Origin of the sequence: Pristimantibacillus sp. PTI5 (genome assembly GCF_048572955.1) — a bacterium.
Taxonomy (GTDB): Bacteria; Bacillota; Bacilli; order Paenibacillales; family Paenibacillaceae; genus Pristimantibacillus.
In genome coordinates this window covers 6,606,325-6,625,685 of sequence record NZ_CP183886.1, presented here as the reverse complement: position 1 = coordinate 6,625,685, position 19,361 = coordinate 6,606,325, and the positions used below count along the sequence as shown (strand labels likewise).

Here is a 19,361-nt window from a genome sequence, read left to right as displayed (position 1 = left end):
ATACTTCCTAACTCGATTGCTGCTTCAAGCCTCTTGCTTTAAATTATCGTAATCCGTCAGTTTAGCATGAGGTATGATTACTGTGAAAAGTAAATTAAGTATTAGAATAGATATGCTGATCCAAGCGACTTTCCAATTAAGAAAACCGTCATACTTCGGTAAGCTGTCTACGTTTTGACTCCCCATGCTATACCAGCAGCGGATTCGACCAAAAGGCAAAATTCAAATCGGCCAGCATGGGCTTTAGATCGGTTTCTTGTACAAAATTGACAGGATGCCGGGCGTGCTTTAATCCTCCATTTAGCTCTATGAGCTTCAACGGAAAATTGATGTAGTCACAGTGCAGGATGGACCAAATTAGTATACTACCCAAAATAACCCCCCAGAATTTCATCGCCTTGGAAACAGTTATCACAACCGCTTCTGGTTAGGCCTGTCTTTAGTCACGCCAATTTTGATAAGCACCTATTCTCTCAATTCGGTGGATACATCTTGTCCTTGTTAAAATAATATCGTCGGAAATTGGTTATATGGCCGAAATAATACCTTGAGACTCTTAAAATGCGTTTCATGTTCAAGTCCTTTTTATACCAAAGTGATTTGAGCACTTTTTTCTGATTGTACAGCTTTTTAATTTCATCAGATAATGCCGGTTCAGTTACATATTTTCGCAATACGACTTTCGGTACATTTGTCCAAAGGGCTGTTTTGTCACTATATACGCAGTCTTCATCTTTGCCGTATACAACATTATCAATCAGCGCAGCTATCATGTTAAGTCCTGCTGCCCTGACAAAAAAACTGCTTCTGCCAAGTCTCGGGTTAATTTCAAACATCATGTATCTGCCAGTTCTGGAGTCATATTTCATATCGATATTGGAAAAACCGACATAACCGATCTTTTCAAGAAATTCTTTTACCCTCTGATAAATGTCCATATCAGAACGACAAATAATCGCAGCGTAGTTGCCAAGTGTTTTCGGCGCATATTCCTCAAGCACCGGCTGGCCTAGACACATCATTTTCACTTTCCCGTTGTCGTCGGAGTAGCTATTGATGACACGCATCGAGCTGTCCCCGCCAGGAATAAATTCTTGTATAATTAACTTTCCTTTATAATCGGAAGTATTCATGTTTTTGACCATCGATAAATACTCATCCTTAGTGTTAAAGAAAAACACCTTCTTTTTTCCTGCAAAATGACAATGCAAATACGAGTAGGCATTGCTGTTTTCCGGTTTTACGACGATTGGATATTGAAAATCCATTTGTTCCAGCGCTCTTTCGCGCTCATACGGCTCGCAAACAATCGTTTTCGGATAATCCAGCCCATGTTTTTCACATAGTTTATAGAATTTATCTTTCGTATCTAGCGTATCAAGCAAAGCTTCGGATATAAAATGATTCCCGATAAGTCCTTTGAATTTGCTATAATGCCGCGACAACATGCCGGCATAGTAATCCGAGCAAGGAATGACGACTAGTTTTCTGTTCGGAAAGATGTGTTTTTCCAATATGGAAAGCAGAGCGTCCGGAAATACGTTCTCATGGTCAAATCGATCGATTTGAATGAGATCGAACAATTTGCTGTGCATGGTTGGGATTAACAGCCGACTGCACAGCAGCAGTGGTTTGATCTGGTAAGTCTCATAGATAAGTCTAACGTTTCCATAAGCATTTTCATCGCTTCCAAGAATAATCGGTAAAAAATCGTAACTATTCATGTTTTCTCCTCGTTTAACATGTTCTACATTCATTCCTCTAATTATATCAAAAAACATACCTGCATTAATGAGGAATAGCACAGTAAACTTTTCAGAAATATGAGCCCTTGAGACACAATGATTTCAGAACATAATAAAGCGACTTCACCCCAATTTGGAGAAGTTTCTCAGACATAGGAATGCCGCCCGTTAGCGTACTGATTAACACCAGATTCTTTGAATAATTGGTGTTGCGTCATCAAATTGTAAGTGATAGACATCTGGATTTGATAGATCTTCCCACTCCGCGAAACCGATATTGTTGTCAAAATATTTAAGTAACAAAGACATTAAGTTTCCATGGGTAACTATGACAACATTTTTTAAACCGCTTTCTCTTATATCCTTTATGACCGATAATGCACGATTCATCGCAGTGACACTTGACTCCCCGCCTTCATAACACAACTCCAGGTCATTAAAAGTATTACGAAGCATTTCGCGCCAATTCGGATGGTTTCCAGCGCACAATATTCTTTCTGATAAACGGTCATCTGTAATAATATTAACTTTGAGTTTCTGCGCTAATGGGGTGATTGAATTAATTGCCCTTACAAAAGGACTTGAATAGATGCTTTCAATATGTTTTCCGTATAGAAATTCTGCAAGACGGTTAGCTTGCGTATCTCCTTCTTCTGTAAGATTAGCACGTGGTGATTGTCCATCCGCTTTGCAGTGTCTCACGATAAAAATATTCAAAGATTCCCTCTCCCATTCCTCAGATGTTTCTCTGCCCTTCTTATGCTTTCCTTCGTCCAATGTGGTGTATTAGGATCATTCATTATTTCTTCGTATGTCATCCAACATACCTCTTCGATTTCATCAGGACTTTTGCAATGTACTGTTCCTGTGGCATACTCACAAAGAAAAACAATGTTAATAACATGCCGCCCATCATCTAATAAAAATGAAGAACTATACAAGAAATGTATGTATTCTGAAATTTCAATGCCTACTTCCTCAAATATTTCTCGACTAACAGTCCTTTCGAGAATATCCAAAGAGATCCCTTCAAAATCAACTTTTCCACCGACAAGAGAGAGAGTTCCTCCCGCATGTTCTTCTTTTGTACTGCGTTTAATTAAAAGCCATTTTTCTTTATAAAAGACTGCACCCTCAACATTCACAATAAACATTAAGTACCTCCATTGAGCTGAGCGTATGTACCCGGATATTTCGTATCTCTACCAATGCTTTCCCAAATTTTATCATGAAATACTGAATTATTATTTCCTTCGCAATTGACTATCGTTACCCGTTAGTTAAATAAAATAATGCTAATCACATTTTGTCATCCTTTTTTTTCAATCTTTTCCAAGATGAACTCGATCTCCGCTTTCAAGCGAAGTGTTTCGTTTTCTTGGCTCTCCTTGTATAGCGGTTCGAAATCAGCCAAGCCAGATACCTGGTAATCCCCCCAAGGCAGCGTACCTTGAAGTCGCATAAGGAAGAAGCAAGAGTAGTTCATTTTGCCGACTTAGGTGCAGTGCTCAATAAAGCCCGGAATGAAGGGATTGATCCCTTCATAACACTAGAAACCGTCAGCCGTGGAATCAACTGGTTCAGTCCGTAGAAGCGAAACGATTGGCACAGCCTATTGATTATGACTACTTTTGTTGCCGCCGGTGACGTCCCAACTCGATGCCCTTTATATCGTACCATCCTTACAGGAACAAAATCCTTCATGACGAATGTCTCATTCGCTTTTTATCATATGGTCTTCTCTATACTTGCCGGGACTTACGCCCAGATGCTTCTTGAAAACTTGGCAGAAATACCGCTGGTTATCATAACCGACGTCCTGCGATATTTTGGAGATTTTGAAGCTGCTTTCCCTCAGCATCTGTTTCGCTTTCTGAATACGCAGCAAAGTGACATATTCCAGAATCGTCTGTCCGGTCGATTTGGAATATAAGTTACTTACATAGGAAGAGTTGAGGTCGAATCGCTCCGCTAATCGATCAAGTTGGATATTTTCATGGTAATGGGATTCCAGATAAGCTTTGATTTCTTGAACCACCTTTTCTTTCAAGGTGGTTTTCGTTACGTTCAAATAAAATTGCACGCTCTGCGCCAAATCCTGACACTGTTTCTGCAAAGACGCACAATTCGGCGCTTCCAGTATCCTGTCAATCAGCCGCGTGCGGTCTCCGATCACGCTCTCGATCTTGATTCCATAGTCCTGCTCGATCAGATCGTACAACCGGTTCGCCCATTGGATGCCGGCCTTCTTCAGGGTAACGGGAGCGATCAATCGCCCCGTACCCCATTCCATCCAACGATCGAGCAGCTCTTCGAACTCTTTCTGTTCGTAACGGACGAAGGATTGTATCTGGTCAGACCAATCGGACATCAATCTCTCGGAAACGCGGGTGATCTCGGGCCAACTGTTTCCGTCCATTACCAGAACGCCGTAGAACAAACCCATTTGACATGCCTTGTCGGCTGCCAAAAAAGAGATGTGCGCATGCATGATTTCGGTTACAACCGGACCGATTCCAAACGATAATGAAAGTTCGTCCGATGAGCTGTCATTCGAAGAAAATGTTGCGGCTGCAGCCATCAGAATTTCCGTTAATGACGCGTATTCCTCTAGGGCCGCCATGCATAATAGGATGACTTTCTGCTGCTCGTAGAGCAGATCCACGATGATTCCACTATTCGCCAAAAAGCTCAGGAGAGCATCCGTAACGCCAGTGTTTTTCATTCGTTCGAGCCAAAGCATCGCCGAGCTTCCGATTACGATGGCAGCAAACTGATCATATCGTTCGTATGTCGTTTGATCGAACGTTGGACGTTTTCCATGGACGATTAGATCCGTAAACACCGCCCGATCTAATGCTTTTGCAATACGAAGCTCAGGACGATTCCCCGTTTGATCCGCTTTACGCTCCAGACGCTCGATCGTCCTCGAGACGGTCTTGGCCACTTCATCGAGCTCTGCCGGCTTGATTAGATAATCCACCGCCTCGAGCTCAATAGCTTCTTTGGCATATTTAAATTCGGAATACCCGCTCACGATGATGCATTCCGCTTTTTGGCCTTTCTCCTTCAGGGCACGAATCAGCTCAAGCCCGTTCAGGCCGGGCATCCGAATATCCGTCAGGACAATGTCCGGATCCGACTGAAGAATCCGTTCCAGCGCTTGTTTGCCGTTGTTTGCCGTCCCCACGATCCGTATCCCGGATGCGTTCCAATCGATCAAGGCCGACAACGTTTCCACCACGAGCTGTTCGTCATCTGCTATAAAAAGTTTATACATGATGTGTTCCCACCTTTATCGCCCGACCTCAATCCATTATACCGATCTCAAGGGTAACTTTGGTTCCGGCGCCCGGAACGCTGCCTATTCGGATCCCGCGGTCTTGGCCGTAATGCAATTGGATCCTTTCCTGTATATTCCTTAAGGCATATCCCCTCGGCTGCATTGCAGCAGGATCAAAACCCACTCCATCATCCTCGACTTCGAATACAAGCGTTTCCCCTTCTCTTCGGCCCCGAATGGCAATGCTCCCTTTGTCCTCTTTCAACTCAATTCCATGAAAAATCGCATTTTCCACCAAGGGCTGAATAAGAAGCTTCAGCATGCGGATATGTTCGATACCCGGTTCGAGGTCGATTGTCACCTCGAATTTTCCGCTATAGCGGATATTTTGAATGTCCAAATAATTTTTCACTTGGTCGATTTCATTACCGACAGTCGTAATGTAGTCCCCATTATTCAAGCTTAATTTAAAAATATTAGAAAGAGACATGACCATTTTGGAAATGTTTTTGGCATCGATTCGTTCCGCCATTAGATATATGGAATTCAGCGTATTGTAAAGGAAATGAGGGTTGATTTGACTCTGCAGCGCATGCAGCTCCGCTTCCTTCTCCTTTAGCTTGGCTTCGATCAATTTGTCCGACAATTCGGTGTTGGTACGGAAGGTTCGCAAGAATTGATTGCCGATTTTTCCGATTTCGTCTTCCTCCTCAAAGAGGATTCCTTCGATTTCATCCCGTTTGGCCGCTTTTCGGGCGACGGAAGAGAGTAAGGTTAATTGCTTGGTGATCCGGTTCGAGATCAAATACGAACCATAGGCGGCAAGCAGGAAAGCGACCAGCGTCAATAAGAACGTAACATTACGAATCAAGACGATTTCCGAATTGATGTTCGAATAGGGGATCATACTGACCACTTTCCACTGGGTCCCCGGATTCGTATCGAAGGTAATGACATATCGTTCTCCGTTAATCGTTTCGATGCGGGTGCCTTGTTCAGGCAAATCATAGAGCAGCTTCAATTCCTTTTGGGGAATCTGTTTCAAATCGGCATTCAGGGAATTATGATAAATGACTTTGTTTTGCTCCATGATCATTAAATGCCCGTTTTCCGTATTGGTAATGTCTTTGAACATTTCATCGAAGACCCGTCTATCGATTGAAATGATCAACATGCCGATCTGTTCGAGCGTATCGAGGTTATTTAATCGTTTGCCGTACAGCAGCAAGTTCGGACTGTTCTTAACGAGACGGACTTCATCGCTGTTCAGCCACAATCCCTGGCCACCCATGTCATTAACTTGCTGATACCATTTCGACCGGGAGACAGCCTGATAGATATTGTCGTAAGTGAATCTGTCCCATTGGTTCGTGACGATCAGCTCCCTTTGCTCGCTGCCTACGTAAACGTAACGTATATACGATTTGTTGTTGGAAATATTGACGATCAGACTACGAGTGGCATTCTGAAGGTCATAGATTTCCTTGAAATCATGCTTGTTATAGGAAAGGAAGGCCTGAACGTCACGGGAAGACAGCATCAGTTTTGAAATCGTATCAACGTCATTCACGAAAGTTTGGATATTCCAATTGATTGAGCCCAGCAAATTGGAGGTGGTATCGGACACCTTGTTCTCGACCGCTTTACTCAAATAGACATAGGTTAAGGAGGCAATAAGGACAAGCGGCAGCAAGGAACAGGCGATGGACAAAATGATAATCTTACTTCGAATGCTGATCGCCTTGAACGGCCGGTTTATTTTCATGAAATCCCTCTGACTATGAAGAGTATAAAGCCTGGTACTTTCAGTATACCTACAGCCAAAGGTATATGCGAGATCAACCTTTTGTCGCTCCTGCGGTCATGCCAGAAATAACGCTCTTGTTGAAAATGAAGTAAACAATCATGGTCGGGATTGTCGTGATACTGATTGCGGCAAAGGTCGCTCCCCAATCCGTCAACCCGTACTGGCCGATATAATCCATTAAACCAACCGGAATGGTCCGTGATTTCATGTCGTGAATAAACGTATTTGCGAAGATAAACTCATTCCAGACGAACATCAGATTCATGACGACAACCGTGACGATCGTATTACGGGATAGTGGTAATATCATCCGCCAGAATACCTGATAAACACCGCAGCCGTCCATAACAGCAGCCTCCATAATCTCGTTCGAGATGTATTTGTAGAAGCTCACGAAAAGATAGATCGAGATCGGCAGAGCAAAACCTACTTGGGGCAAAATGAGGGAAGCGAGCGTATTGATAATTCCAGTTTTGTTATAAAGAATGAAAAGCGGTATGAGCACGACTTGGATCGGGATCATAATGCCGCACAGGAATAAGAACAACACGCTTTGGCTCCATTTAAAACGCATCTTCTCAATAACGAAAGCGGCCATGGCGCTGAACAGGATCACCAGCACGATGGTCGTCATCGCGACGATGAGACTATTAGAAAAATAAGTGCCCAAATTCCCTTTGTGCCAAACGCTGAGATAATTTTCGAATGTGAATCGGCTGGGCAGGCTAAGCGGGTTATTACCGGAAAAATCGGTAGGTTCCTTAAAACTGGAGATGAATACCCATACAAGCGGATAAACTTGGATGACTAGCAGAGCAAAGGAAATAATCACAAGAATCGCCTTGGAATAGCTGGAAAATTTCATCTTCAGGTCTCCTTACTGTCCATCAGCCGTCTGATAAAAGCAACTGCTATGAGGCTTTCAATGACGATAAATACAGCCATCGCGCTGCCATAGCCGAAATTCAGACTGGAGAATGCAGTTTTGTACATATAAGTCGGTAACAATTCCGTCACGCGGCCCGGTCCCCCGTTCGTCATGAGATACGGGATGTCGAACCCTTTTAAAGCCCCCGTAGTAGACATAATGATAGAAACCATCAGTACCGGCTTGATCATCGGCATTTTGATCGAACGAAACAGGTTCCAGGAAGAAGCTCCGTCAATTCTGGCGGCTTCCTCGATATCGGAAGGAATGGAAATGAGCGCAGTATACAAGATGATCATATAAAGACCGATAAAACGCCAACCTTCAGGTACCGATACGGCGGTCAGAGCCCACTCCAAGTCGGAAAGCCAAGGCTTGCTCCAGTCTGCGAGACCAATCTGCTGCAGAACATAGTTTAAAATTCCAACCGGTTCGAACGAGTATACATTTTGGAACAACTGCGCTATGGCTACCGACGTTATAATAGCGGGAGCGAAATACAACGTTTTAAACAATTCTCTGCCTTTGGTGATGCTGGTCAGCAAGATGGCAACCAACAAACCGAGAAACACTTGCATGGCCACAATAATTAAAACATAGATCAGGTTGTTGCTGAATGCCTTCCAGAACGTCTTGTCGCCGCCGAACATCTTGGCATAATTGTCAAATCCGATGTAGACCATATCGGAAACCCCATCCCAGGAGAAGAAGCTGAAATACATCGACCAAAGGATGGGAGCTAGAACGGTGAACAAATACACGAGCAATGCCGGCAACAGGAAGACGAGAACGGCTTTGTGATTGCGGAGGATTTTATCCATACCCTTACTCATTCCCCATTTTTTTAATATTGTTTTACTTACATAGCTGGCCAACCGAATTTCGGTTGGCCGGCTGCGCAGCGTAATTATTTGAAATATTTCGGCGCGTTTTCTTTAATCGCTTGATCCATTAATTCTGCAAAATCATCCGGAGTATGGGCTCCGAGAGCCAAGGCATTGAGCTCGTTGCCGAGCAACTCATTCGTGGCAGGGTCGAGGCGCGTATCCCAAGGCACCGCGAATACGGTTCCGGATTTCGCGATTTCGTCTTGGATTTTATAGAAAAGTTCCGGCATCCCTTGCGCTTGATCAAGCGAATAATTGAAAGGCGAGAATTGGCCTTTTTTCGTATAGGCCTCCGGATACTTTTCCAGGAGGAACTTAACGAATTCCTTCATCGTATCGTCGAAAGTCTCTTGATTGAATGCAAGGCCGATCCCCGAGTTGATGAAATAATCGTTTTCAGCCGTCGTGGCGCCCTCCGTCATGGGAAGCCGGAAAAATCCGATGTTGTCCTTCATTTCGGCACTCACTTTATCATTTGCGAAATTCATGGTTTCCCACGAACCCATATAATAGATGCCGGTTTTGCCGGCTAGGAATAAGTCACGCGCCGCGGTGTAATCCGTTGCAGTGAATCCTTGTTGGAAGTACCCTTTGGTGCCCAGTTCGTGAACGAATTGGATGCCTGCCATGCCGGCCGGATCCTTGAAGGATGCCTTGCCTTGCTTTACGTTCTCGATAAAATCATTACCGCTCATGCGGAAAGGTTGGTAAGCCAGGTACCGGAGAACCGGCCATTTGTCCTTGCCGTCGACGGCAATCGGCGTAATCCCATTCTGCTTCAGCGTCTCGGAAACTTTCATGAACTCATCGAACGTCTTTGGCGGTTCAAGGCCGAGATCCTTAAACATCTTGATGTTGTACCAGAATACCTCGATCCCGAATTCGAGCGGGAGCGTGTACATGGAACCGTCTGCGAACTGCTGATATTGCAGGGCAATCGGACGGAAATCTTCGTATTTGCCAAGGTCTTGAAGCACTTTTTTCATGTCCACCAGCTTGCCTTCCTGCACCAGCTTGGAAGCATAAGCATCGGGATCGGTATCAAACATAGCGGGCATCTCGTTGCTTGCGATCAATGTCCGCAGCTTCTGCAAATAGGACGGGCGATCTCCCGTGCCTTCCAGAACCAGCTCGAATTCTGGATGCGTTTTGGAAAACTCGTCTGCAATTTCCTTTACGGTAACGGCCTGAGGGCCGTCTACACCGCGGGCGACGAACCATTTGTACGTTTTCTTGTCGGCCTTCTGACTCTCGTCCGCCGGAGCTGCCGATCCGGTTTCTGCAGCGTCGTTATTATTGTTGTTACCGCCACCGCATGCGCTCGCCACTGCCATCAGGACAAGAAGCGATAATGCAAGAGTCAACCATTTGACGTAACGTTTCATTTATACGACCTCCTGTTAGTTGGGAACCGAAATGGATACTTGTTCGAATTGAGCTCGGCCTTCCTGGACAAAGCAACCCCAGCCGCCGGTATTCAAATTATACAAGCGTGTAGTCATGGCGACCTGATCGGCCAAGTATACGACGCAAACGGAATTTTCCACAACGATCTTGATATCGTAAACCGTACCGGCTCGTAGTTCTATCGGCACTTCCAACTCTACTGCATGGGGACGGTCTCCGTCGATATGCCACTGCGCCTCGCCCTTCACCCGGCGGGGCCACATATCGAATACGAGGCGGTTATGAATGGGTTCAAGACGAATGTAATAGGCTTCGTCGAGATCCTCGCTTGCGCGAAGCATGATGCCGCAGCTTCTGGTCCCTTCGGTGAAGGACAGCAGGGCCGAAATCTTGCAAGTTTCGGGCATGGAGCCGGCTGCTATGCAAGAGAATGTTTCGTCAGCCGCCGCAGTTATGCGTCCCTCTGACTCCTCCCAATCCCCGAACCGCGAACCCCACTCGGCAGCCTGCTTTTTTGCAAAATGATGGGAAATGGTCTCCGGGATGCGAACCGTTAACGTTCCATCCGTTTCTTGAACAACTTCGTGTACGACCAAATTTCCGGCCCATTGCCAATCTCCGTAATCGTCCTCGTTTTCCTTGCTGGGATCCCAGCCGAAAGCGTAACGTTTGTTTCCGTCACTCCATGTTTTTGCGGCATAGAACGCTCTGGCGTCAAAAGCATCGTTTCTCGGCGCCGTCCAAGGTCCGCTCAAAGATTTGCTCATGCGGTAATGGGTGACGAACCGGTCCGAGAACGTGGAGTAAACCAGATACCACCATTCCCCGATCCGGAACAAGTCCGGGCATTCGTGCGTCACGTACATTTGCGGATCCCAGAAAGGTTTTCGGATTTCCCATTTTTTAAGATCCTTTGAAGCGCACAATCCGATGCTGCCCCGGCGCCGGGACGGGCCTTCTTTGTTCCTTGCGGCGAGAAGCATCCAGTACTCCCCCGACTCTTCGTTCCAGAACACGAAGGGATCGCGCCAGTCATGTTTTTCGTATTGAATCCCGTCCGAATAGAAGGTATCTTCGGGAATTTTTCGCCACGATTCCATATCCGTGCTCACGGCGTGCATGACGCATTGGAGCGGCTCACCGTCCTCTGCGAATTCCGGGTGCGGATTGTGGCCGGTGTAGAACATATGGTATTCGCCTTCGGCTTCAATGATGGAGCCGGTATAACAGTTCATGTCTTGCTCGCTCACGCTTCCATGTTTCAGCATTTCGCCTTTTTCTTCGTAGTGCACGAAATCGCTTGTGCGGAGCTCGAACCAGGAGGTGCCTTCTCCGTGAACTTTTTTGTTCTCTCTCCAATCATGAAGATAGAACAAACGGAATGTACCGTCTTTGTAGAAGGGGATGAGGTCTCCCACCCAAGCCCCGTCCGGCTTGTAAAATAAGTTCGACAATGTATGTGACCCCTTTCATATATCATAACTTGATTATAAAAGGAAAAGAAAACGCTTTAAATTCTAATTTCTTTGTCCTATGTTCAATATTTTTAGCTTTCCACTTGAACATAAAAAAGACTGCTCCAAAATATTGGACACAGTCTCAGCAGCACGTTCCTGGTAATTTTGTCAAGAAAATTAATCGGCGTATAATCGAAATTAAGCGTTGATGAGCTCGTACCAGCCGTGACGACATTCTTATGTACAAATTTGCATAAAAATAGTTATAGTTTGTGAACGGAAACGTTAGTTCAATAAAACAGCGACAGTCTAGGACATTATTTTCTCGTCCTTTGCTGTCGCTGTTTCAGTTTCTACGCTCAGTCTAAAACTTTTTTTTGGAGTCTGACGGTATGCCAATTCGAAAAGCAGCGTGGAATAATGTCATCCAGTCTAATACTTTATTTTCTGTTGACATGAAGCTGTCGGGCGGTCAGAAGCAGCGCATCTCGATTGCTCTCGCGATTTTGAAAAATCCAGCCATCATAATACTGGATGAGGCAACGTCCTCGCTCGACACCGAATCGGAGAAGTCGATTCAAATACGCTCGCTCATCTGCTCGAAGGCCGTAACTGCCTCGTCATCGCTCACCGGCTGTCGACAATCTAGCAAGCCGACACCATCGATGTGCTGGATTGCGGCGTCATCCTCGATCCGGCACGCATGACGAGCAACTTGCAGGGCAAGGCAGATACAAGCCTACGAGCTTCAGTTCCCGCAGAAGGAAGCTGCAGCACCAGTTTCTGAGGCGAGCAGTCGCCATTCACATGTCTTTACTACTAGGCGACCGGCTTTTATGAACGCATAACGCGTGTAACGTATAAGTTTAGCCTTTGACGCTGCCAAGAACGAGGCCAGTCGTAAAATATTTTTGCAGAAAAGGATAGATCGCCAAAATCGGTATCGCCCCGAGAAACATTTGGGCGGCGCGACCGGTACGTACGTTCATCATCGCCAGCAGCTGAGTATAGTCGGTACTTGCTCTCAACATAATTTGTTCAAAGTTAAGAAGCAGCGTCTGCAAATAGCTTTGCAACGGATAATTCGCCGTATCGTTCATATAAATAATACCGTCAAACCAAGAATTCCAATGGCCGACGATGCTGAACAGACCGACTGTGGCCAGCGCCGGCTTCAGAAGCGGCAGCAAGATTTGGACCAATATTTGAATGGGCCCCGCCCCGTCAATTGTTGCCGATTCTTCAATTTCTTCCGGCAGCCCTCTGAGGAAGTTCATCAGAATAATCATGCTAAAGACGGGGATCGCTCCGGGCAAAATCAAAGACCAGATGGAGTCGATTAACCCGGTCTGAACCACGATCAAATAGGTAGGAATCAATCCCCCATTGAACAGCATGGTGAAAACAAAAAAGCCCATGTAAATACCGCGGCCCAACACTTTCTCCTTCGTCTTCGAAAGCGGATATGCCGCGAGCACCATCAAAATAAGGTTAACCAGCGTACCTAATACGACACGTTGGAGCGAAACCCACATTGACCGAAAAAATTCATCGCCTTTAAGCGCGTACTCATAGGCTTTCGTATTGAAGTCGACGGGCCAAAACATGACTTCGCCCGCCGATACCGAGGAGCTGCTGCTGAACGAGACGGCCAACAGGTTAACGAACGGCAGCACGCAGATAAGCGAAACCAAAATCAACACCGTGTAGTTAACGATATGAAACATCTTCCGCCCCAGGCTTTTATCTTGAACCACAATCATCCCTCCTTAAATGTTTGCGAATGCAAACATACTTCGTAAGCATTTCCTTAGAAGATACGGTATCCTGCGACGCGATAAGCCAATATATAGGATAAGACAACTAAAATGCAGGAAACGATCGACTTGAAAAATCCGACGGCAGCGCCTACCGAATATTGCGCCTGTTGAATGCCTAGCCGATACACATAAGTATCGATGATATCGCCTGTCTCATAGACGACGGGCGAATATAAGTTGAATATTTGGTCGAAGCCCGCATTCAAAATATTGCCGAGCGATAGGACCGTCATCAAAATAATCGTAGGCATAAGCAGCGGCAGCGTAATATAGAGCGTCTGCTTCCATCGTTTTGCGCCATCGATCAACGCCGCTTCATACAGTCCTGGGTCAATGCTCGTCAAGGCCGCCAGGTAGATGACAGTGCCGAAACCAAAGCCTTTCCAAATGTCCGTCACGATCATAGTCCAAGGAAACATGGAGGGACTTCCCAGAAATGAAATAGGCTCCGCTCCCAAAAAGACGAACAAAGAATTGACGATGCCGTCCGAACCCAAAATATCGATCATAATCCCCGCCATAATGACCCACGATAGGAAATTCGGAACATAGACCAGCGTCTGAATCGATCTCTTCAGCGCTGCACGCGCGACTTCGTTCAGCAATAAAGCGAAAATGACCGGTACGACGATGCCTCCGATCAGCTTGAAGACCGACATATACATCGTGTTCCAGATCGTTCGCACAAAATTAGGCTGTCTGAAAACATGTTCGAAGTTATCCATTCCGACCCAATTCGATTTAAAGCCGAGACCAGGATTATAGTCCTGAAACGCTATAATCATTCCATATAGCGGAAGGTAACTGTAAATAAAAACAAGAATAACGCTCGGAATGAGCATAAGGTGGAATGCTCGTTGCTGTTTTAATTTTGTTAACATGTCCCGCTCCTCCGTTCACGTAAAGGAGGCGAGCGCATCCCCGCCTCCCCCGTTTTCAAAATATAGGAAGGTAAAAGTTTCATACTAATACTAAGCCTATATTTTACCGCGAAATTTTGCTTTTGCCATCAAGGACGGCGTCAGCCGTTTACGCTTGTTCGGATATCTTACTGCTGGCCATACATAGCATTGACGGCTTCGGTCGCTTCCTCACCGCCGGCTGCATGCCAATTTTTGACGAGCGTATCGAAATAATCGATGCTTTCCGAGCCCATAATGATCTTCGTGAAGCCTTCAGTCAGAATGTCATCCAGTGTGGAGCCGTATTTGGCAAGCTCTTTCGGCGGAGCACCCCACATCGCGGTCTTAATATACTGGTTATTGTCGAGAATGGACTTGGCAAGGCCGTAAGCAGGCTTCTGCGAACCTTGCTGCAGATAGTCGCCAGTAGCCGCAGGAGTCGCATTCGTCATAAATTCAACGCTGTTATTGTATTTTTGCCACATGCCGCTTGTTGTAAATTGACTCGTATCTTTCGATTTCAGCGCTTCGCTCACTCGTTCGAACTGTTCGTAATCCGTCATCGGATTAATGATCTTGAAGGCGCCTGTGACATGCGCGATGTCTTTGTCCAACATGGCGGACAGCGTCTCAGGCGTTTCCTTTTCTGTTCCTTCGTCGAGAATGTAAGCATAGAAGTTAAGAAGCTTAATGGCTGCTTCCGGGTGTTTCGATTTTTTGTTCACAACCGTGTAAGAGCCGTTCGCGAAGAAGACGGATTGCGTCGCCACTTGGCCATCGACAGTCGGAATCAGATAAGGATAGAACACCGCGTCTTTGCCCTGATTAGTTACGGTATCGACGCCTGGGTTATAACCCCACCATTGATAATACGGCTGCATGCCGGACTTGCCGGATACAATCCCGGAGTTCATGGCGCTGAAATCTTTAATCGGAAATTCCGGATCAATAATGCCCAGCTTAAACCACTCGGCCCATGCTGCGAGCGCATCTTTCATTTCCGGCTGCACCGAGCCGTACACCAGTTTGCCGTCATTGCCCGGAATCCACATGTCCGGATGAGCTCCCCAGCCGATTGCGAGCAGATTCAAGTAGTCCAGCGTTTGATCGACCGAAATGCCGTAGCCGCCATACGCCTCCTTGAACTTCAGGGCAATGTTCTTGATATCGTCCATCGTTTTCGGATCCGAAAGGCCGAGCTCTTCTTTCCAATCGTTTCGAATCCAGATATAGTCGGGCTGGTCGATGAACCCCCAGTGCATTTGCGGAATGCCGTACAGCTTGCCGTCTTTCTTGCCCGACTCATAACTGGCACTGTCGGCCTCCATATAACCTTTCAACCGGTCGGAACCATAAGTGTCGAGCACTTCCGTCAAATCCATAATCATGTCCGCTTCGATCAACTGCTGCAGCTGCGTTGCGTTGACATGGAACACGTCGGGCAATTGATTAGACGAAATGGCAAGATTAAGCTTCGTATCGTATTCGTCGGTTACCCAATCTGTCACGACATCAATATTGAACCGTTCCTTGTAAGCGCGAGTCCATACGTTACTGGTCATATTGTCCCCTTCCGGGAACTGCGCCGAAGAATATTCAGCTCTTACCGTGTGGATGGTGACCGGTTCGGCATAGGCTCCGAACGCGTAATCGACCACGCCTTCTGCATTCACCGACTGCTCAGGTTCTGGCGCCGACTTCGGATCATTTTCCGTATTCCCATTTTTTCCGCTGCATGCAGCCAGCAAGACGAGTGACAGCACCATCACGATAGACAATAACTTTTTACTCATACTAACCTCCCATTTATCCATTGGTTGATACGAGTTTATTGTAAAAAAAAATGAGAGTTGGAGCTATCAACTTAATTGACAAGTTCCTGCTCCTTTCTTGACACGTTGATACCAGACTGCCGCTATGACTGCCCAAAAGTAAAAATAATGCCTGTGCATCAAAAAAAAGTGCAAGAAAATGGGCATCCTTCATGATACGCACGACAAATAACCCTTCCCGGGCGGGAAGGATTACAGTTGAACAGGAAAGCTGGTTACGTTTTCGGTTGCGCTTCACGATTCCCGGATCGGTCAATCGCAAGCTGTATTTTCGACAATTCGCGGGCCAGATCGGCTCCTCTCAGGTACTCATTCAGAGCGTCGATTATTTCCAACTGAAGTGACTCCGTCGACACGATATGCGGCCAATAAATCATCGCTTCCTCGCCGGTAACTAATTCGAAGATGCGGCGGACAATGGGATCATGGAGCAAGGCGCCGCTGACGGAGGGAACAGCCATGACTTGATTCGCCAGCTTTTCTTGCATTTCTTGTCCGTTCATATAGGCCAGGAATCGTTTCGCTTCTTCAGGATGCGCACTGTTCGCGCTAATGACTTTGTAGGAGCCAATATTCAGGTTTGGTACGGTGCGCTCTACTCCGGGCACCATCATAAAGTCGATTTCCTGTCCGGAATTGTTGGCGTTCAGCTCCGACAGATCCCAGGTGCCGGTAACAATCATGGCGGCTCTGCCATTGCCAATCAGATCTCTTGACTGTTCATACTTCAACTGCTCCCAGCCCTCCGGCACGAAGCCTCGATCGATTATTTCCTTTGTCATCGACATAGCTTCGATAATCATCGGATGATCCGCTCTCACCTTGCCCTGTTCCAGCATAGCCGTCCAGGTTTCGTCCGCTCCGGCATTAGACATGAGCGAACCAAACAAAAATTGCGGCACCCACCATTCGGAATTAAGCGCTATTGGAATGATCCCTTGATCTTTCAGCTTCTCGCACAATCGAATAAATTCGGCCCACGTTCGAGGGATGGAAAGTCCAAGCTTCTGGAACATCGTCTTGTTATAGAGAAAGCCGTCCGTATGCATCAAGCCGGGAACGCCGTATACATGGCCGTCTTTCGTGACCGGCTCCAAAGTTGCCGGAAGGAAATCGTTCAAGAAATCCTCTTTGCTCAAGTCTAAGTAGACATGAGCATCCAGCCGCCGCAGCTCCTCGAACAGACTGGGCGACCAAACGTCGAACACGTCCATTTGCTCGCCCCCGAGCAATCTCGTCTTTAATCCCGCCGTATAATTGATGTTCTGAATATGGTCCACCTCGATGCGTATATCCGGATTCATCTCTTCGAATTTGGCGATAGCGTCAAAATAATGGCTTGCTGTCTCCGACGAATCCAGCATGAAGCTTGTATATCGCAGCACAACAAATTTTGACGACGATGCCGTATCAGGCCGCTCTGCCGAATCGTCCGCGGCACAGCCAGCCAACAGAACGGCAGCAGCCACGCCTATCCACCACAAAAACCTTGCTCCTCCCGCCACCGAGCCCTCCCCCTTTATTTATGCGCCGAGATGCTTCATTTCCTGCGAATTCTCCTCCTCAGGCAAACAAATGCGAAACGTCGTGCCGGCTCCCTGATCGCTATTGCACTCAATTCCGTACTTATTTCCGTAATAAAGCTGTATGCGGCGCTGCACGTTATGCAGGCCGATACTCTCTCCATTGTCCGCCTCTCCCGCGAGAGAGGCCTTAACGAGCCGAAGCGTTTCCTCGTCCATGCCTTCTCCGTTGTCATGGACGTCAATAATAAACCCGTTTTCACCCCGTGCAATGCGAATCGTGACAATGCCGTCTTCTTCCTTTTCCGCAAGTCCGTGAAAAATCGCGTTTTCAACAATCGGCTGGAGAATTAGCTTTGGCATGCGCTGTTCGATCAGCGTATCGTCTGCAAAGACATCCATGCGAATCCGGTTATAGTAACGAACCTTTTGAATGGTCATATAGTTTCGCAAATTATCGAGTTCTTCGCGTACGGAAACCATCGCGCCCTCTGCGCGGGCGGCATACCGCAACATGGCGATTAGCGCTTCGGTCATGACCACAATGGTGTCCGCTTGCTGCATGGAGGCGATCCACTTCACCGATCCCAGCGTATTGTAAAGGAAATGCGGATTGATCTGGGATTGCAGCGCGCGAATTTCAGCGGCAGCTTTCTTCATTTCTTCCTGCTGGATTTGAGAGACAAGCCCTTTCAGCTCGCGGGACATCCGATTGAACCTTGTCGATAACAATCCGATTTCGTCTCGTGAATGTATGTCTTCCACCTGTTCGAATTGCCCCTTTTCCACATGCAGAATGTTGGTCATCAGCTTCTTGATCGGCCGCGTAATGACGCTTGACAAGTAGATCGAAATAATAACTAGAAATAGGAGCATCAGGAACGCCAGGAGATAAATGTTTTGCCGCAAAATATCCCCTTCCGCCGACAGCTCGCTCATCGGCATATATAAATAGGTCGTCCATCGTTGCCGGTCAAACCGGCTTTCCACGATGATATGGTCGCGCTTATCCGGTCGAACGGTTTCGGAAAACTTTTTTCCGATCAGAGCGGTATTGGCATTGAAGATAATGTTATCCGCCTCGTCCACAATCGTGAACCGCGAACGCAGCGCTCGCTGAAGTCTGCTGTTCACAACTTCGATGACGCTGAGGTCGATTCGCACAACCATGATGCCGAGCAACGTTCCGCTGTCCATGTCCAATATTTTCCTGGCGTGGGCAATTGCGAGCTTCTTGCTTTTCGTCTGTTGGTCGACATGCGTATCGAGCGTCATCATCTTGCTGTTCGACACCTGAAAAAACTTGAACCATTCTTCTTCCTTCGCCTTATAACTATAATCGTAAGGGAGATCGGTACCGACGAACAGATCTTGTCCGCCGTTCAGGTTATAGATATAAAAAGAAATTTCCCGGTCTTTCATCATGATATAGTTCATCAGCATGCCATAAGCCGTGTTCTCATTTTCTTCGTTATCGTCGCGCAAATATTCCTGAAGAGGATAATTGTCTTCGGCTGTCGCTTTTACACTGCTGTTCATACCAAAGCTGGCCACCAGCGATATTTTCTCTACTTCTTTCAAATATGCGTCGATGCTCACGTTCGTCTGATTAGAGATGTCCATCAGCAGCTCCGTATATTTTTGTTCCAGCAGCCGCTGGGAAGAAGCGTAAGAAATGACCGTCATAACGAAAATCGGCACGATCACGACGGTCAGGCATATAATCAGCATTTTCGCTTTGATACTAATAAATGTAATTTTTCTCCGCAT

15 protein-coding genes and 1 pseudogene are annotated in these 19,361 nt (G+C 46.5%); 1 reads left to right on the top strand and 15 read right to left on the bottom strand.

Features of this window, described 5'->3' with window-relative positions; translation table 11 throughout:
* Positions 1-187 precede the first annotated feature (187 nt).
* The 10 genes from ACN6MW_RS29405 to ACN6MW_RS29360 all read right to left on the bottom strand — a co-directional run bounded on the left by ACN6MW_RS29405 (position 188) and on the right by ACN6MW_RS29360 (position 11,511).
* Complete coding sequence (locus ACN6MW_RS29405) at positions 188-373, bottom strand: hypothetical protein (protein WP_419873286.1); 186 nt, start codon at positions 371-373, stop codon at positions 188-190.
* Positions 374-473: 100 nt separating this feature from the next.
* On the bottom strand, positions 474-1,724 hold the full coding sequence (locus ACN6MW_RS29400; RefSeq protein ID WP_419873285.1) for an ATP-grasp domain-containing protein: 1,251 nt from the start codon (positions 1,722-1,724) through the stop codon (positions 474-476).
* Between the two features lie 201 nt (positions 1,725-1,925).
* Positions 1,926-2,462 carry a histidine phosphatase family protein gene (locus ACN6MW_RS29395; protein WP_419873284.1) on the bottom strand — a complete coding sequence of 179 codons (537 nt, stop codon included), beginning with the start codon at positions 2,460-2,462 and terminating at the stop codon, positions 1,926-1,928.
* Complete coding sequence (locus ACN6MW_RS29390) at positions 2,459-2,899, bottom strand: NUDIX hydrolase (RefSeq protein ID WP_419873283.1); 441 nt, start codon at positions 2,897-2,899, stop codon at positions 2,459-2,461. Before ACN6MW_RS29390 ends, ACN6MW_RS29395 begins: the two co-directional genes overlap by 4 nt.
* 560 nt (positions 2,900-3,459) lie before the next feature.
* A complete protein-coding gene (locus ACN6MW_RS29385) occupies positions 3,460-5,025 on the bottom strand; it encodes a response regulator transcription factor (RefSeq protein WP_419873282.1) in 1,566 nt (521 codons plus the stop codon).
* Between the two features lie 28 nt (positions 5,026-5,053).
* Positions 5,054-6,793 (bottom strand): cache domain-containing sensor histidine kinase, encoded by a 1,740-nt coding sequence (locus ACN6MW_RS29380; protein ID WP_419873281.1) that lies wholly within the window; start codon positions 6,791-6,793, stop codon positions 5,054-5,056.
* A gap of 73 nt (positions 6,794-6,866) precedes the next feature.
* On the bottom strand, positions 6,867-7,700 hold the full coding sequence (locus tag ACN6MW_RS29375) for a carbohydrate ABC transporter permease (protein ID WP_419873280.1): 834 nt from the start codon (positions 7,698-7,700) through the stop codon (positions 6,867-6,869).
* Positions 7,701-7,702: 2 nt separating this feature from the next.
* On the bottom strand, positions 7,703-8,584 hold the full coding sequence (locus ACN6MW_RS29370) for a carbohydrate ABC transporter permease (RefSeq protein ID WP_419873279.1): 882 nt from the start codon (positions 8,582-8,584) through the stop codon (positions 7,703-7,705).
* 86 nt (positions 8,585-8,670) lie between these two features.
* A complete protein-coding gene (locus ACN6MW_RS29365; RefSeq protein WP_419873278.1) occupies positions 8,671-10,035 on the bottom strand; it encodes an ABC transporter substrate-binding protein in 1,365 nt (454 codons plus the stop codon).
* Positions 10,036-10,050: 15 nt separating this feature from the next.
* Positions 10,051-11,511 carry a family 43 glycosylhydrolase gene (locus ACN6MW_RS29360; RefSeq protein WP_419873277.1) on the bottom strand — a complete coding sequence of 487 codons (1,461 nt, stop codon included), beginning with the start codon at positions 11,509-11,511 and terminating at the stop codon, positions 10,051-10,053.
* Positions 11,512-11,969: 458 nt separating this feature from the next.
* Between ACN6MW_RS29360 and ACN6MW_RS29355 the strand changes: the two are divergent.
* Positions 11,970-12,354 (top strand): annotated as a pseudogene (locus ACN6MW_RS29355) (ATP-binding cassette domain-containing protein); the annotation flags it as partial.
* Positions 12,355-12,380: 26 nt separating this feature from the next.
* Here the strand turns inward: ACN6MW_RS29355 and ACN6MW_RS29350 are convergent.
* The 5 genes from ACN6MW_RS29350 to ACN6MW_RS29330 form a co-directional block, all read right to left on the bottom strand.
* Positions 12,381-13,277, bottom strand: a complete 897-nt coding sequence (locus ACN6MW_RS29350; protein WP_419873276.1) for a carbohydrate ABC transporter permease — start codon at positions 13,275-13,277, stop codon at positions 12,381-12,383.
* A gap of 47 nt (positions 13,278-13,324) precedes the next feature.
* A complete protein-coding gene (locus ACN6MW_RS29345; RefSeq protein WP_419873275.1) occupies positions 13,325-14,215 on the bottom strand; it encodes an ABC transporter permease in 891 nt (296 codons plus the stop codon).
* A 167-nt stretch (positions 14,216-14,382) separates the two neighbouring features.
* Positions 14,383-16,029 (bottom strand): extracellular solute-binding protein, encoded by a 1,647-nt coding sequence (locus tag ACN6MW_RS29340; RefSeq protein ID WP_419873274.1) that lies wholly within the window; start codon positions 16,027-16,029, stop codon positions 14,383-14,385.
* A gap of 254 nt (positions 16,030-16,283) precedes the next feature.
* Positions 16,284-17,573, bottom strand: coding sequence for an ABC transporter substrate-binding protein (locus tag ACN6MW_RS29335; protein WP_419873273.1), 1,290 nt, complete (start codon positions 17,571-17,573; stop codon positions 16,284-16,286).
* Positions 17,574-17,591: 18 nt separating this feature from the next.
* Entirely contained in the window at positions 17,592-19,361 is a 1,770-nt protein-coding gene (locus tag ACN6MW_RS29330) for a cache domain-containing sensor histidine kinase (RefSeq protein WP_419873272.1), read from the bottom strand.